Origin of the sequence: Alteromonas gracilis (genome assembly GCF_002993325.1) — a bacterium.
In the GTDB taxonomy this organism is placed as follows: domain Bacteria; phylum Pseudomonadota; class Gammaproteobacteria; order Enterobacterales; family Alteromonadaceae; genus Alteromonas; species Alteromonas gracilis.
This window is the reverse complement of the sequence record NZ_PVNO01000013.1, coordinates 83305-99152: the sequence shown is the minus strand read 5'-3', so window position 1 is coordinate 99152 and position 15848 is coordinate 83305. Positions and strand designations below refer to the sequence as shown.

Annotated in this window: 15 protein-coding genes; 9 read left to right on the top strand and 6 right to left on the bottom strand. The window is 41.0% G+C overall.

The features are described 5' to 3' along the window. Positions 1 to 60 precede the first annotated feature (60 nt). The 9 genes from C6Y39_RS05085 (at position 61) to C6Y39_RS05045 (ending at position 10158) form a co-directional block, all read left to right on the top strand. Positions 61 to 1539 (top strand): glycosyltransferase family 2 protein, encoded by a 1479-nt coding sequence (locus C6Y39_RS05085; RefSeq protein ID WP_167390625.1) that lies wholly within the window; start codon positions 61 to 63, stop codon positions 1537 to 1539. 8 nt (positions 1540 to 1547) lie between these two features. After that, positions 1548 to 2834 (top strand): glycosyltransferase family 2 protein, encoded by a 1287-nt coding sequence (locus tag C6Y39_RS05080; protein ID WP_105930231.1) that lies wholly within the window; start codon positions 1548 to 1550, stop codon positions 2832 to 2834. Next, positions 2831 to 4777: a nucleoside-diphosphate sugar epimerase/dehydratase gene (locus C6Y39_RS05075; RefSeq protein ID WP_105930230.1), complete on the top strand. Its 1947-nt coding sequence runs from the start codon at positions 2831 to 2833 to the stop codon at positions 4775 to 4777. The genes C6Y39_RS05080 and C6Y39_RS05075 overlap by 4 nt, the downstream gene beginning before the upstream one ends. A gap of 98 nt (positions 4778 to 4875) precedes the next feature. Continuing rightward, positions 4876 to 5643: a glucose-1-phosphate cytidylyltransferase gene (rfbF, locus tag C6Y39_RS05070; protein WP_105930229.1), complete on the top strand. Its 768-nt coding sequence runs from the start codon at positions 4876 to 4878 to the stop codon at positions 5641 to 5643. A gap of 5 nt (positions 5644 to 5648) precedes the next feature. Continuing rightward, positions 5649 to 6719 carry a CDP-glucose 4,6-dehydratase gene (gene rfbG, locus C6Y39_RS05065; RefSeq protein WP_105930271.1) on the top strand — a complete coding sequence of 357 codons (1071 nt, stop codon included), beginning with the start codon at positions 5649 to 5651 and terminating at the stop codon, positions 6717 to 6719. Next, complete coding sequence (locus tag C6Y39_RS05060) at positions 6710 to 7267, top strand: dTDP-4-dehydrorhamnose 3,5-epimerase family protein (RefSeq protein ID WP_105930228.1); 558 nt, start codon at positions 6710 to 6712, stop codon at positions 7265 to 7267. Before rfbG ends, C6Y39_RS05060 begins: the two co-directional genes overlap by 10 nt. Beyond that, the gene (locus tag C6Y39_RS05055; RefSeq protein WP_105930227.1) at positions 7264 to 8487 is read left to right on the top strand and encodes a class I SAM-dependent methyltransferase; all 1224 of its coding nucleotides are present in this window, start codon (positions 7264 to 7266) and stop codon (positions 8485 to 8487) included. The genes C6Y39_RS05060 and C6Y39_RS05055 overlap by 4 nt, the downstream gene beginning before the upstream one ends. Next, entirely contained in the window at positions 8484 to 9389 is a 906-nt protein-coding gene (locus C6Y39_RS05050; protein WP_105930226.1) for an NAD-dependent epimerase/dehydratase family protein, read from the top strand. Before C6Y39_RS05055 ends, C6Y39_RS05050 begins: the two co-directional genes overlap by 4 nt. A 1-nt stretch (position 9390) precedes the next feature. Beyond that, on the top strand, positions 9391 to 10158 hold the full coding sequence (locus C6Y39_RS05045) for a cephalosporin hydroxylase family protein (RefSeq protein ID WP_105930225.1): 768 nt from the start codon (positions 9391 to 9393) through the stop codon (positions 10156 to 10158). Positions 10159 to 10292: 134 nt separating this feature from the next. Here the strand turns inward: C6Y39_RS05045 and C6Y39_RS05040 are convergent, their stop codons facing one another. From C6Y39_RS05040 to C6Y39_RS05015, 6 genes are read right to left on the bottom strand one after another with little or no spacing between them, the layout of a single operon-like run. After that, positions 10293 to 11057: a phosphocholine cytidylyltransferase family protein gene (locus tag C6Y39_RS05040; protein WP_105930224.1), complete on the bottom strand. Its 765-nt coding sequence runs from the start codon at positions 11055 to 11057 to the stop codon at positions 10293 to 10295. Further along, on the bottom strand, positions 11054 to 11653 hold the full coding sequence (locus C6Y39_RS05035; protein ID WP_167390624.1) for a gamma-glutamyl-gamma-aminobutyrate hydrolase family protein: 600 nt from the start codon (positions 11651 to 11653) through the stop codon (positions 11054 to 11056). The genes C6Y39_RS05040 and C6Y39_RS05035 overlap by 4 nt, the downstream gene beginning before the upstream one ends. Beyond that, a complete protein-coding gene (locus tag C6Y39_RS05030; protein ID WP_167390623.1) occupies positions 11650 to 14007 on the bottom strand; it encodes a PEP-utilizing enzyme in 2358 nt (785 codons plus the stop codon). The genes C6Y39_RS05035 and C6Y39_RS05030 overlap by 4 nt, the downstream gene beginning before the upstream one ends. Then, entirely contained in the window at positions 14004 to 14543 is a 540-nt protein-coding gene (locus C6Y39_RS05025; RefSeq protein WP_105930221.1) for an adenylyl-sulfate kinase, read from the bottom strand. Before C6Y39_RS05025 ends, C6Y39_RS05030 begins: the two co-directional genes overlap by 4 nt. Then, positions 14536 to 15303: a hypothetical protein gene (locus C6Y39_RS05020; protein ID WP_105930220.1), complete on the bottom strand. Its 768-nt coding sequence runs from the start codon at positions 15301 to 15303 to the stop codon at positions 14536 to 14538. Before C6Y39_RS05020 ends, C6Y39_RS05025 begins: the two co-directional genes overlap by 8 nt. Next, positions 15293 to 15775 carry a hypothetical protein gene (locus C6Y39_RS05015; protein ID WP_105930219.1) on the bottom strand — a complete coding sequence of 161 codons (483 nt, stop codon included), beginning with the start codon at positions 15773 to 15775 and terminating at the stop codon, positions 15293 to 15295. The genes C6Y39_RS05020 and C6Y39_RS05015 overlap by 11 nt, the downstream gene beginning before the upstream one ends. Between the last annotated feature and the right edge of the window lie 73 nt (positions 15776 to 15848).

The window sequence follows — 15848 nt, the reverse complement described above, 5'->3', positions numbered from 1 at the left end:
AAACAGGAGCTTGAACAGGTTGAGTCTTTGGTGAGCTCATTAGAGAACGCGCAAGTCATTTTGTTTGATGATGAAGGACTGGTTTGGGCACCCTCTAAAAAAGTTGATAATATCGAGTTCTTAGTTATAGAACAGGGCCAGTTCACTCACAGGGATAGTAGCCTCAAGGCACCTTCTGAGATAGCGTTATGGCTCTATAAAAATCCATCTTTCGATACAATATATTTCTCTCGTTACGCTGGACTTGGGTACTTTGCTAATGTTTTGCATCAAACCGTTGAACGCTGTATGTACTGGAATATTCGCTGGTTTGGTTGTCATTCAGTTCAGCAGGATTATGCTAACGCAAAACGGTTTCTCGACAAAAATGGTTTGCTGCTAAGTTATCTTGAAAAGCATCAAAAAAGAAAAAGAACGCAGCTGAAAAATGAACGTTCGCAAATAAATATAGATGATGTTTCGGTTATCATCCCCTTCCATAATCGCATAGATTATTTACCTTTAACTCTTTTGTCTGTAGCGCAGCAAGGTACCGGACTTGAAGTTGTTATTGTGAATGATGCGAGTAGCCAACTAGAAAGGGAACAGTTAGCAGATTTGGTGAAAGACCCGCGATTTTCTAATCTACATATTAAAATCATTGATAGTAAAACTCCCCTTGGAGCCTCCAACGCAAGAAATAAAGGCGCTGCAAATACAAACCGCGACTATATATTTTTTCTTGATGATGATGACATTCTCGCACCAGACGCACTTCGCCTCTGCTGCGACACGCTATCAAGAGAAAATGCTGATGTTATTACCGTTGCTTTTTGTTTTTTTGAGGGCGACGGCATCCCTGATTTCGCAAACGAAAAAGGCATGCTAATTCAATTCCATGATGCCAAAGACTGGTCATCAGCGTTGTTATACAACTGTGTAGGAGGCATTAGCGCACTGTACCGCAAAGTTGCTTTTGAACAAGCCAAGGGTTTTCAGTGTGGAGAGTTTGCAGGAGAGGAGGATTGGCAACTCATCTTGAAGCTTTCATTTACAGGCAAAAATATCGTCAACATACCCTTACCGCTTTTATGGTATCGAAATACACCATTTAGCTTAAGTAAAAAGATGTTGCGGTATGAGAGTCGACAGCAGCTATTTGCCTTATATGAAAGTGTTCTCCCCGAACCTTTAGTGGCTCTCTCTGAGTTTGTAACGTCAACGCAGCATATGCAGAAATCTTCGTCTGATGAAATCGCAATGCTGGGGTGGGAGTTATATCCTTATCGAGAAAACCCTGTTTACATCTACGGTGGAGGGGAATTGGGACGCAACGTTTTAAAGTTTTTAAAAAAGCTTGAGCCATCAATAAGTATCGAATTGATAATAGATAGAAATGCATTATTTATCAAAGAGATAATGGGTTGTAAAGTGGTCACCCTAGATAAGTGTCTTTTTAAAGACAATGCAGTGGTAGTCATTGCCTCATTGAGTTTTGTTGATGAAATTGCAGCACAACTACCCTCCTCTGTGAGTCATGTTATCAAGTTGAAAAAGTAGGAAAGATTATGAATGACAGGCCTTTTCTGAGCTATGTATTACCCACTAGAGATAGGCCACAGCTGCTTAAAAAGTGCCTTGAATATCTATGTGCGCAGCAAACTGATGATTATGAAGTAATTGTCTCTGATAATAGCATTAATAAGCCCTGTAAAGACGTTGTTGCTCCATTCCTCAAAGATAAAAAATTTAAATATTTTAGACCGACTGAACCTTTATCAATGCCTGACAATTGGGATTTTGCGATTGAAAAAGCACAAGGTCAGTACATCACTGTTATAAATGAAAAATTTCTTTTTCATCCACGAGCAACGACGGTTTTGCAGGAATTAGCTGATGAATTTAATACCCCTGATATTTTATCTTGGCAGTATGAGCATTTTGCGATGTCAGATGGTGAAGGTCAGCGGGGTACATATCACCCCCTGATAAAGCCGGTAATGCCATCTGTTTATAGTGCACTTGAAGAGCTAAAGCGACGATTTGACTTTATCGAGCCTTTGTTTGGTCGTTCCACACAGGAAAAAATTAGTTTTGGTAAAATTTATTCAGGTGCAGTTAACCGAAAAATTGTAGAAAAGATAAAACAACATTACGGGCGTATATTTGTGCCAATGAGTCCTGATTTTACTTCTATGGTTTGTGCACTAAATTTTAGCAATAAATGTGTGGATGTGGGGCGTAGTCTTATGATGGTAGTCTCGGGAGAGAATATTTCAAATGGTGAGAGAACTAAAGTCTCTCTTCCCGCGGCAAAGCAATTTCTAGAAGAAACAACGCCTGACTTCTCGCAGTACATATCGCAACTTGTCGTTCCCGGCTTCTGGCTTGGACATAACATATTTATTGCATCAGATTACGCATGCATTAAAGCAATGTATTCGACAGGTAATTTGAGCAAAGTAAAGCTTAACATTCCAGCAGCATTGGGCTGGGCAATGATTGAGTATGATCAAGTCACTGAATGGGGAGATGAAGACCCTGCGAACTTCAAAAAGATTTTGGATGACTTTTATGCATTGCTCACGGACGAAGAGAAAGCTATCACAGATAGCATTATTGAAAAAAATGAGAAAATCCGTCAGCCGAGTCCTCGAGAGATTTATCATTCGGGCCTTACAAAAAGCGATATATATATACCTGATATAAGTCCAGAAGAGCTTGCTCGCTACCACTGGGAAAAGCAACTTGCCCTGCCACGGAAGCCAGTATCCACAAGCCCTCAGCATCTAGATGATGCAATGCAGTTCTACATAAAATACACTAATTTCTCTTTAGAATTGCTTGGATTATGATGCAAGATAAAAAGCATGTTGCCGATCATGACCGTTTGACTGATGAAATCGTAGCAGGACTGCTAAAAAAGGTTGGCTTAATAAAGTCAGCGGATATTAAAACCGCAATGTCAGATTTGCTCTGCTATTACAAACAACACTTATCACGCGTTGAGAATAAGATTAAATGCGGCTTTTGGGTTCAGCGCAATGCTGCAATGAATCACATGTTTGAGTTGTTCAGTTCGCTCAAAGAGTATGCGCAAATTGAAGTTCTCGCTATTGTCGATATTGATGAGGTTAAAAGTAACCCACAGTGGCTAATAGAGAGTAATTGGCTTGATGTTCCGTTACTCTTGTGTTGCGAGGAAGATTTTCAACAGTTAGACGCGCTAGATATTGTTTTTATACAAGAATCGAACTTCGAACTTAGCTTTAATTGGCCTACAAATGTTAAGCGCATCGGGTGTCAGCACGGTATCGATGTAAAGCTGACTAAAACACTAAACGAATACGGTGGATGTCTAGAGTTTGATTATATTCTTTCGGCCCAGCCTGTCACGTGTGTTAACAAGCAAGCGTTCTCAGGTTACTTTCCAAGAGCATTGCGACAGGCAAGCAGTGATGCTTTAACAGTCATTCCTTTTGGCTCAATAAAGTTCGATAAGTTTTATCAGGTTTACAGGCAGTGCAGCAAAAAAAACACGGCGATTATTTACCATCTCTCCAACCTTGCTTTAGAGGCGACTTGGGTCGTTGATCACATAGCACCGACCGTTACTTTTCTGTTAACTCATTTTCCAGAACACGAGATTATTTTCAGACCTTTTCCAGAAGATTTCTCTCACCCAAAAATTGCATCTGTCATTGAGAGCTTCAGTAACAACCCGCGTTTTACCTTCAGCAAATCACCTTCTTATATTGGCGACTACAGCAGAGGTGTGGCAATGGTCTGCCACAGGCAATATCAATCACACCTTTATCCTCTTGTTACCGGACAACCTATGCTGGTTTTCAAACCCAGCGGCGGAAAGTCTGCTATAGAAACAACTATTTCTAGCTTAGATGAATTGAAGGAAAGACTGAGCGCGATAATTGAGGGGACAAAGGAGGAAAATACACCGCAATATCATAATACTGTAATCTGTAATCCAGGTAACTCAGTAGGTTATCTCGTTGAAAATCTCCACTTTATTCTAAATGGCGTTAGGCTACCTGTATGGCAGGAATATAAGCTAGACCTTATGGAGTCCGTCGACAAGTGTCTGGAACAGTATCAAAGGTCGTATCAACCATTTAATAAGCTTGCGCTTGCTGCCTGGAAAAAATATCCCGAAAAAATGGACTACGCAATTACAGCCGCTGAGTCTCTATCAAGACGAACAGAGAAAGAATTCGATGTGAATCCTGGTTTAGCGCTTTTATATTTGCGTAAAGCACTCAACGTTGTTTTAAATGTTGCAGAGCGTAATGATGCCAATAGCGAAAAACTAGCTAGCTGGATGACTCGACAGGGCACTTTTATTTTGGGAATGATCGAGCAGTTGTGTAGCTGTCTACAAACGTCGCTACTTGAAACTGAAAAAGTGCTTATTAACCAGTTCGGAAAAAATGTGGCTCGCACAATTCCTTCACTGTACGCTCAAAAACTCTCGGTGAGATCTTGTCATAATGGGCAACAGCTTTGTACTGCTTCAAATGCAGTATTGTATGGTTCTGGTGAGCTCGCGAGTCAATTTATAATGCAACAAAGAGTAGATGGAACATATGACATTGTGGGCGTTTTCGACTCTTCACCTTCACGACATGGGTGTAAGTTCGAAGAGTACATTATTAGTCAACCAAATGAGCTACTTCAATTAGATGTTCCCATTATTATTTGTTCATTGGCTTTTGCTGAAGAAATCTATTTAAGCTTATGCCAATTAGGTATCTCGACAGAGCGAATGTATAAAATTTTTTAGCGTAATAGAGTCAATATGGGCCTGATGCTTGCTTTATTTTTGTATATACTTCAGTGTCATAGAAATGACAAATTACCAAAATACACAAAGGCTTAATAATGAAAGCAGTAATCTTGGCGGGTGGTTTGGGTACTCGAATAAGTGAAGAGTCACATCTACGCCCGAAGCCCATGATAGAAATTGGTGGCAAGCCAATACTGTGGCACATAATGAAAATATACTCTCATTATGGAATTAATGACTTTGTGATTTGTCTTGGCTACAAAGGTTACGTAATCAAAGAGTATTTCGCTAACTATTTTCTTCACTCTTCTGACGTCACATTCGATATGCGCTCGAACAATATGGAAGTGCATGAGAAGCATGCTGAGCCTTGGCGTGTCACTCTTGTGGATACGGGCGAATCGAGCATGACTGGCGGTCGATTGTTGCGCGTACGAGAATATCTTGATGATGAGACTTTCTGTTTTACCTACGGTGACGGTGTTGCGGATATTAATATATCCCAAGCAATCAGTGCACATCGAGCTTCGGGAAAAACGGCTACCGTTACGGCAATTCAGCCTCCTGGCAGATATGGTGCTCTTGATATTCAAGGTGATGTGGTTAATCGATTCAAAGAAAAACCGGCTGGTGATGGCGCTTGGATAAACGGTGGTTTTTTCGTACTTGAGCCACAAGTATTTAATTACTTAACGTCAGATGAAGATAGCTTCGAAGATAACCCTCTTATGGAATTAGCAATGAATGGGCAGTTAAATGCTTATAGGCATCATGGGTTTTGGCAGGCCATGGATACATTGAGAGACAAAAACCAGCTAGAGTCTATGTGGAAACAGCCTAATCCACCGTGGAAACTGTGGTAAACATTATGTTTAAAAATTGCTTTGCGGGTAAGCGCGTTCTAATTACAGGTGCTACTGGCTTTAAGGGGAGTTGGCTAACGCTATGGTTACAGGCATTAGGCGCGGAAGTAACTGGGTATTCTTTGGAGCCAGACACCACGCCTTCTCATTGGAGCTTGCTTGAACTGCAAGCTGACCATGTAAACGCAGATGTAAGAGATGAAAAAATGTTAAGTAGCGTGATAGAGAGAGTATCACCGCACCTCATATTTCATTTAGCTGCACAGCCCCTTGTCAGAGCTTCCTATAATGAACCTGTACAGACGTGGGCCACGAATGTAATGGGAACAGTTAACTTACTTAATGCATCACGCGGTTTGAGTAGTTTGCTTGGCATTGTGGTAATTACTACCGATAAAGTTTATGACAATCCAGAAAATGGCGCGCCATTTAATGAAAATGAGCCGTTAGGGGCGCACGACCCATACAGTTCATCGAAAGCGGCGTGTGAATTGGTCGTAGAAAGCTTTCGCAAAAGCTTTTTCACTGATGGTGCTCCAATTGTTGCCAGCTGTAGGGCAGGTAACGTGATTGGGGGTGGGGATTGGGCCAAAGACCGATTAATTCCTGACATCGTTAAATCAACGATAAACGGTTCTCCTCTTGATATTCGATATCCAAAGGCGGTAAGACCTTGGCAACATGTGCTTGACTCACTCTCTGGATATTTGTGTTTGGCACAAAAGATGGTTGAAGATGATAAAAGCGTGCAAGGCGCGTGGAACTTCGGACCGCGGCTTCAAGATAATTACAGCGTTGAAGATATTTTGACCACCATGAAATCGTTTTGGCCCGAATTGACATGGAATATACAGCAGGGTAAACCTTTGCACGAAGCAACATTGCTTAGATTGAACTGTGAAAAAGCACAATCACAACTCTATTGGCAGCCTGTTTGGGATTTCAGTGATACAGCTCGATATACCGCACTGTGGTATCAAAACTATTATGCTAATGGCCATGTCTCGTCTAAAGAGCAATTGAAGCAATATCAGCAAGATGCGCACAGAAAAGGAGTTGTTTGGGCGTGCAGTTAAAATGCGATGAAAAGCCAATCAACGGTGTAGTAGAGATTCTAAGCCCAAGGCTCGGTGATGCGCGAGGTAGTTTTAGTCGCTGGTTTTGTGCCGAACAACTTTGTCCACACATTGAAAATCTCTCATTTCGACAAATGAATCATTCTGAGAACTTTTTAAAAGGAACCGTCAGGGGCTTGCATTATCAACTAGGGCCACAAAGAGAATATAAAATCGTGCGTTGTATTAGAGGGAGAGTTTCTGATGTCGTGGTTGATTTACGCAAAACATCTGATACATTCTTACAGCATACAACAGTAGTACTATGCGCTGCTAAAAACAACGCGTTAATTATCCCTCCTGGGTGCGCACACGGTTTTCAGGTTCTTGAGCACGACTCTCAACTCCTTTATCTTCATACTGCTGATTATTTACCTAATTATGAAGGTGGAGTTCATCCAAACGATCCTAAATTAAACATTCAATGGCCGCTGCCGATAACAGAAATATCGGTCAGAGATAACGAGCTGCCTAAATTGCCGGGATATTTTAAGGGTTTGTCATTGTGAAGTGTCGCCACTGTAACCATTCACTATCGCTTCCATTTGTCGACTTAGGCTCAATGCCGCCGTCAAATGCGTATCTTAGCTGTGAATCCGACTTCGAGAAGGAAGTATCATTTCCACTGAATATTCTAGTTTGCGACAAGTGTTGGCTGGTTCAGACAGAAGATTTTACGCGGGCAGATGAACTTTTCACTGACGATTATGCCTACCTTTCCTCCACGTCATCTACATGGGTAGAGCATGCAAGGCTTTTTGTTGATGAACTTGTGGAAAGCCAAAATCTAGATGCTGAAAGTTTTGTGGTTGAGCTTGCCGCTAACGATGGCTATCTTCTTCAGCATGTTGTAAGAAAAGGCATTCCATGCTTGGGTATTGAACCTACTTCTGTAGCGGCAGAGATAGCAAGAAGCAAAGGCGTTGATATACAAGAGTGCTTTTTTGGATTAGAACAAGCTTATCGTTTATTGAATGACTATCCAAAAGCAAATGCCATCATTGGAAATAATGTACTTGCCCATGTGCCTGATATTAACGATTTTGTCAGTGGTATTGCCACTATGCTCGCTAAGACTGGGGTCGTGAGTTTAGAGTTTCCACACTTGTTGAACCTTATCAAATACAAGCAATTTGACACTATATATCATGAGCACTTTTCTTACCTCTCTCTTACCGCTGTCAGTAATATTTTAGCATCAGCGGGATTAGAGGTTTTCAATGTAGAGAAGTTATCGACGCATGGAGGTAGCTTGAGAGTATGGGCTCAGCATAGTGGCCAAATTAAAAAAGTGAACCACAATGTCCTCAACGTTCTTGAAGAAGAGCAACATTTCGGTATGGGTCTTCATAATACCTATCAGAACTTTGCGCATTCAGTGGATGCAATTTCACAAGACTTGAAAGCGTTCCTGAAGAAAGCAAAAGCAAGTCATAAAACGATTGTTGCATATGGTGCAGCGGCTAAGGGAAATACGCTGCTTAATTACGCGGGCGTTGATGTGTCAGATATTCCGGTAGTTTTTGACGCTGCTGATTCAAAGCAGGGAAAGTTTATGCCAGCAAGTCACATTCCTATTCTCCCGCCTAGTGGACTCAAAGAGTATTCTCCAGATTATGTGTTGATTCTACCGTGGAACATCGCTCATGAAATCAAAGATGTGGTTAAACCACTAGTGCCTAAAACATGCAAATTTATAACCGCAATACCTGAATTGAGAGTTATATGAAAGTATTGGTCACAGGTGCGAGTGGCTTTATTGGTGGTGCGGTTATAAAAAAGCTTACTCAACAACGTATTCCGTTCGTAGCCATTGGCCGTTCTTGCCCAGAAACCGTTGCTGAGGAAAACTTTATTTCGATTGATTTGTCGAGCCAAACCATAGCAAGCTTAACCAAGGTGCTAAAAAGTGTAGAGTGCACACACCTGCTTCATTTGGCGTGGTTTGTAAAGCCTAATCAATTCTGGGAAGCGCCAGAGAACATGGATTGGGTGGCTTATTCACTAACATTGTTCAGAGCATTCCATGCAGCAGGTGGAAATATCATAGTAAGTACCGGAAGCTGTGCCGAATATGGAAACTCAAAAGAAGTATTGAGTGAAGCTCATAATGAAGGCACTCCCAACACTTTATATGGAACTGCGAAGCTTTCATTAAATAATATTGCAGGCGCATGGGCTAAAAAACATGAAGTTGGCTTTCGATGGGCAAGAATTTTTTTTGCTTATGGGCCAGGTATGCCAAGTGCCAAACTTATACCCTCTCTAATGCGCTGTTTAGAAGGCTCTGAACCTGTATTTTCGGTAAATGCATTAGATAAACGCGATTTCATTTTTATTGATGATATAGCGCAAGCCATGCTGTGCTTATTGACCACGAGGAATAATGGCACATTTAATGTGTGTAATGAAATAGGACACTCTGTTGTAGATATTTTAAATATGTTACAAGGGTTTACTGGTTTTGATGCATCTGAAATTAAAGCTATAGCTAACGAAAATACTCTGAATTTGCCGATTGTCGGCCGTAATGGTCTTCTTAAGGAAATAGGTTGGCAACCTAAATATGATTTAGCCTCTGGGCTAAAGAGAATGGTTACTGCACATAAATCACCTGCAGCAGGAATATAAAATGAAAATCACGATCGATACAGAAGAAAAGACACTAAGTACACAAGATGGTGATGCAACCAAAACGTTGCCGCTTTATTCGAAAGAAGCATTTGAGGCGCTCTCGAAATATTGGGTAAAAGTAGGGTGGAACCAAAAGTATGTCTATACCTTTAGTTGGTTTGGTCGTCCTGTAATTCAACTTCCAGAAGACATGATACGCATGCAGGAAGTTATTTATCAGCTTCAGCCCGATGTAATTGTAGAAACAGGTGTAGCACACGGTGGCTCGTTAGTGTTTTACGCAAGTTTAATGCAGGCTTTAGATAAAGGACGTGTAATTGGGATAGATATTGAAATTCGTCCTCATAACAGGGCGGCAATAGAAGCCCATCCTCTATTTCATCGAATAGAGCTTGTTGAAGGTAGCTCTACCGACGAAAAGGTAGTGGCAGACATTAAGAGCATGGTTAAAGAGGATGAGACAGTACTGGTCATACTTGATTCTAACCATACCTATCAACACGTACTCAGCGAGCTTGAAGCCTATGCCGAACTTGTTTCTGTTGGTTCTTACATTGTTGCTACAGATGGCATAATGCAGGATTTAAGTGACGTGCCAAGAGGAGGAGCAAACTGGGATACAGATAATCCAACTCGCGCAGCGGCAGATTTCGTGAAAAGAGATGACCGCTTTGAAATCGTTCAGCCTGAATGGCCGTTTAATGAAAGTGAGCTTACTGATAATATAACGCACTGGCCAGGAGCGTGGATCAAACGTGTTAAGTAATGTCAATGCCTAAAAACGGCAGTTCACTCCCTTATTATTGTGCGAGATAAAGGGAGTGCAACAAGACGGTTTTGTCTTTAATCAGTCTTACATCGTCAGAGCAACATCTTCGTTGTGTTTAAGCACGCCAGCAGTCAATCGCTAGGTTTGATGCTATCTAAGAACGCTTTTATTTTTTTTGATGACTCGTAGCAGGCTTTATCTTCAACACTATCTACTTCCAACCAACCACCGCTATGAAGAGATGCAGTAACATCATGACCATTATCTATTAGGGATTGAATAAAATCAGTCATATATAAATTTTGAGACTTTGATGCTGGCATTTGGTCAAATGCAGTAAGCCACTCATTTTGAAATGCTGCAGATACCTTTAACAAACCTATATATTGAGCCTGCGCATCTTCATCAGTGGTAATGCTTTGACCTAAAGAAACAATTTTATGACTATCTTTCTCCATGACGAAGGATTCAGCATCACTGAAAGGGTCTTCCATCCTAAGCTTCCATAAGGAAAGCCAATCTAAGTCTGCCGAAACAACCAGTGAGCCTTGTGTATCTAAAATACGATTAAGGGTATCTTGGTTATATACAATGTCGCCGTAACAAACTAATAGATCTTCTTTGCTGTCAAAGAGCACACGTGCTCGCATTAATGAATAAACCATATTGCTGTTTGCGTACTGTTCGTTGTAAAAGCAAGGTAATTGATATTGCTCAAATGCATCGGGAAGATAACCTGTCACTAAGCTAATATTATTGATGCCCCGCTTTCTTAATGAAGAAAGCTGATAATCAAGCAAAGGAGTGCCGTTTACAGGAACCAGGGCTTTCGGAAGTGCGTTTGTGTACGGGCGAAGGCGACTGCCGAGCCCAGCTACCAGAATGACTGCTTTCATTGGCTAAAAAACTCTTTTATAAATTTGATGTCATGCTCACAGAATTCTTCTTCTCTTTCTGGGTGCCACATAATGCCGACGACAGGGGCGTTCGGGTGTGATATCGCTTTGATCACCCCATCTTGAGATTGCGCGTCTATGCTTAATAAAGTGTTGTTATTACGTGTACCTAGCTCGTGATAACTATTCACAGTGCGTAAAATACCTTTGTGCTTAATTTGCTGCTTTTGAGCAATGTGTCCGGTTATTGGCGTTAGTGCTTGTCCGTATTTATCTTGAATAACTTGCATACCACGACACACACCTAACACAGGTTTTTGCGCTGTAATGAATATGTCTAAAAGACGTTTTTCAGTAGCATCTCTCAGCGGTGCGTCTCCTCCATACGTTACCAAGGAGTTGCCGCCAGTGAGAAGAAGTCCAGACGGTGATATTGTCTTATATAGTGCTTCTGCTGCTTGCACATTATTGGGAATCAGAATTGGAAGTAGTCCGCAGTGCATGAGTAACAATACCCACTTCTGATCTAAGCTGTCTCGCGTTTCATTTCGATCTTGTAGAATATCTACACGCTGAGTAACAAAAATGGTGTTCATGAAATGATATGAACCTTTTGACATTGGCAGTCAATTTTTAGCATTTCTGCATTTTTCCATTTCTTAAACCACCACTCTCCTGCACCTATAACCGCAGGTACATTGAGTTCTTGTGCTCGAATAGCCATATGTGAATTTAGTCCGCCAAACTGTGTAACTAACCCTGCTATCTCATAAGAAAACAACCAGTCGAATCCGGGGTCAGCAGCCTCAATAAAAACAATTTTTCCTGCTACCGAATTTGGATCAATATTGGTACAAACCGGAGCCGTGATGCAGCCAGAAGTAACGAAGTTGGGTTCTTCGGCAAGCACTTGATAAAACTGGGCATCAGAGGGGCGTCGAATTAGTGCCGGCAATTTTATCTTCTGGCACATCTCATAATACTCCTTGCCGAGAGTAATTGTGCTAGCTAATGTTGCCGTAGCGCTGTGACTCGTTGACTGTAATCGCAAAATTTCTTTGATGTCAGCGAATGCTAAGTCGTCACGGCTAAAGCCCACCTGACTGCCTAGCTGCTCAATAAGTACCAGTGTTTGACTTAAACTTCGAGAGAAAACAAATTTTCCGTATTCACGCGCTTCAATAGCGTTTTTTATAAAGTTGAACAATGTAACGGCGTCGCAAGAGAGGTTGCTACGTGATAGCGCCTCATTAATGTTATTTAGCTGTTCTAATGACAATGCGAACTTATTTAATTTGTCACTGAAACCTTTGGTTGTCGAAAAATAACTGCCAGGCTCTTCGTCATAACGTTTAGAGGTAATGTCATATGTTCCAGGTCGTAAATGCCCGTATTTTTTAATGAGTAAGTCACGCTGCATTGTTTTGCTATCATCGAGCAATGCAGAACTAACGGTTTTTACGCTGTGTAAGAAGCTATCGTAATCACATTGGGTTATTAATTTGCTTTCGCACATTGACTTTAGTAGCTGAATGGCAATAAAACCGGCTCTTGCAAGTCCCGCAAATGGAAGTGTGCCATAGTTTTTGCAGTCTTCTATTAGCCAATATATTTTGTCTATTTTATTCAAGTCAGACTGAATTATTTGATCCTGCCTTTTTTCAAGTTCATCTATTTTCTTTATATCTTGATGAAAAACACTATTTTTATCGGTAATCACATTATCGGTAAGTACAATTAGTGCGCGTTGTATTTCATTACATTCAGACTGACTAAATCCGCACTGCTTAAGTTCATCAAGCTGGCCTTTTAGTCCGAAATTGAAACAGGATAAAACAATGCTGAACTCGACTTTGTCGTGGAGGTGCGGTGACGCTTTTAGTGTATTAAGGTAATGATTAACGAGCTTTTCAGCCAATGGTTCTGCCAAGGTGTTAGGGATAAATGAGTTAAAACTAGCTCTAATATCAACGAAAGGCGTACCGCCTAACACTAAAAGAAGAGGATGGTTATACACGTTTCTGTAACCATAGTTAAACCGCTGTTGCGCCCATACGCGGTCTGTAACTAATTCCTTATAGAGAGAAAGAGCGAGTGGTTTGGGTTTTACGCCAATAATTTCTGCAGGGTTCCAATCTGGCATAACGCCAAATAGCGTTTGCTCGCCGCAAAGGTACGGGTGGCGGGTAGACATACGTTTAAGCTTTTTCTCAATACAGGAAAGCTCTAGCTCGTATTGTTTTGTATTACTTTTTGATTCTTGGCTTTCTTGTTTTAGCGCTAACAAAAGAGGCCGTACCTGTAATAGAAAAACCTTATTTTTCTTGATGGCAAATTCGATATCCAGTGGGCATGTACCAAACAGCGTGTGTAGTTCTTCAAATAGTGCTATCACTTGAACTAGCCATTTTTCCTCAGGTTTTGCATCGTGCCTTATGAACCAATTCTGTATCGTTGAATCTGCGCCTGATGTAACCGATTGTGTATCACCGGTAGTATCAGCACTAATAACATAGTAGTTTCCATTACTATTCGGTTCTCTATTAAAGGCAACACCAACAAAGTCAGGTGTATCAAGCATTGGCTGAATAAATACTTGATCGTCATTTTGTGCATCGCCATAAGATTCGAACACTTTGCTTATTGCGTGACTTAAAGCTTCAGTTGTGTTTTTAACATGTAGTAACGAAGTGTATTTACCAGCTTGACTACTACAGTCGGTGTCTTCATTCAAACAACTAGAACGAACAATTAGCTCTGCGCCTAATTGCTTAGCTGCATGAATATGTTTATCACCACCACGTTTCCACTCTGCAAACGTAAAAAAATTAAGTGGGAGTACTGATGCGCTTTTTAGTCTGCCATACAAACTATTTAGCACTTCTGCCTTAGAGGAAGCTAACGAAAGCTCGCTACGTGAAAGCGTAACTATATTGTCAGAGTAACTCATAAACATTGCTCGCTGAATGCATCAAATATGTGTCTTGCGACACTATCTGCGGTAGTAATATCGCCTTCATTAACGATAGTGAGGTCAGGAGACGTAGGAAGCTCAACGTTCAGATCCAATCCTGGCATTTTTGCGTTTTTTCCTTGATTGTGTGACGCATAAAGTTTTTTTGGATCGCGCTTACGCCTTACATCTTGGCTCGTCTTTAAATACACTTCGAAATATCCCGCATTATGCAGCCTATTCCATTGCCTTACTTCTTCGAACATACTAATAGTTGGTACAATAACCAAGTGGCCTTGAGAAGCGAAAAGCGATGCAAGACGAGCATAAATATAAGAACCACGCAGCCTGCTAGCTTCGTCAAATTGCCAATGTGGATCTTGAATAGCAGCCCTAACTTGATCGCCATCAAGGACCACAGGAGTGAGGTTTCGCGCTTTGAATAATGTAATAAGTTTTTCTGCTATCGTCGATTTGCCTGCGCCAGAAAGACCTGTCAGCCAAATTACTTGGCCTTTTGCTGTATTACTCATTTATGAATAATCCTTTTGGGCTGAGAGGGTCGAAACGATTGGTCACTTTGTTTATTGTCATCATTCTTAAAAGTGGGTGCATGACATAACAAGCTCGAGGGCTAGGCGCTTTGCTTTTGTGCTTACTGCTGGTTTTTTTTATATCGGATATGTTGGGCCAAGACTGCCAAACACGTTTTAGTGTTTGTGCTCTAACCCACGGGTCGATGACATAATCCATATAAGTTGCGTTGAGGATCTCATTTGGTAGGTTGATATGGAAATGTTGGCAGAAGATAGGCTCGCCGGCGTCAATTTCTTCGGTTAAAAAAAATGCTGTTGCTGCCAAAGTATTGTCGCATAACAGTGAGTAATAGAAGCAAGTGCTTCCCCTAACTTCCGGTAATTGACCTGGGTGTATATGTAAAAAGCGGATGCCAGCTTTAAAAAAATGCGGTTTTACAATACCTCCACCACTAAAAATCCACGTTTTGATCCCTGTTTCTCTTATGAGCGCTAAAACGATATCGTCGTTGATATCACTGGCGTTGATTGAATACAACGGAATGCTTGCATGTTTCGACAATGTCTCTTCATCGTTTTTCATTGAAATGTAAGACTGAGAAATACCTTTTAATGTCGTTAACGATTTATTCAGGTGTGGGTTACTCAGTTTTAAAATACATGATGGAAATTTATTTAGCTCAGAAAACACGTCCATGTAAGCTAGAGCTCTAGCTCCAGGCATTGAAATAAAACCAATGTCAGTATTACTGCTCATTAGACAATGCCTCTAGAATATTCAACAAGTCGCCAAGTACTCTTTTCAGTGGCGCCTTATTTCTAATGTGTACAATTGAAAAAGAGAGTAAGTAATCAGTAAGTCTTACTGCGCTATTGAGCGAATTTAAGTCTTGGTTTTTCTCGCATTCACTGTTCAGTACTTCAAGTAGAAAAGTACCAACGACTATAGCTTGGTCAGCAGTAAGGTTTTTCATAAGCGGCTCTCCTTTTACCGCTAAGTCGCTACGAAGTACGAATCGCTTTTCTAGCCTTCGGATAGCTTGTTCACTCAAGACCCACTGCATTTGTTGGGCACTCAAGTATTGTTCCAGTGCGGCTCTGATGGAATAATCATCGCCTTCAATTTTCTGCATCACACTTTTTATTTTAGCTTGATATGCAACCAATGAGTCTTCGATTGAGACCGAAGGTATGTCTTGCTCGTGTCTATTTGAAGTTTGAAGTGTCATATTACTCGTTATTCGCGCATATTCAGCGCCATTACAAATGCTTTAAGTCTTGTATCGGCAAAACTATAGTAAC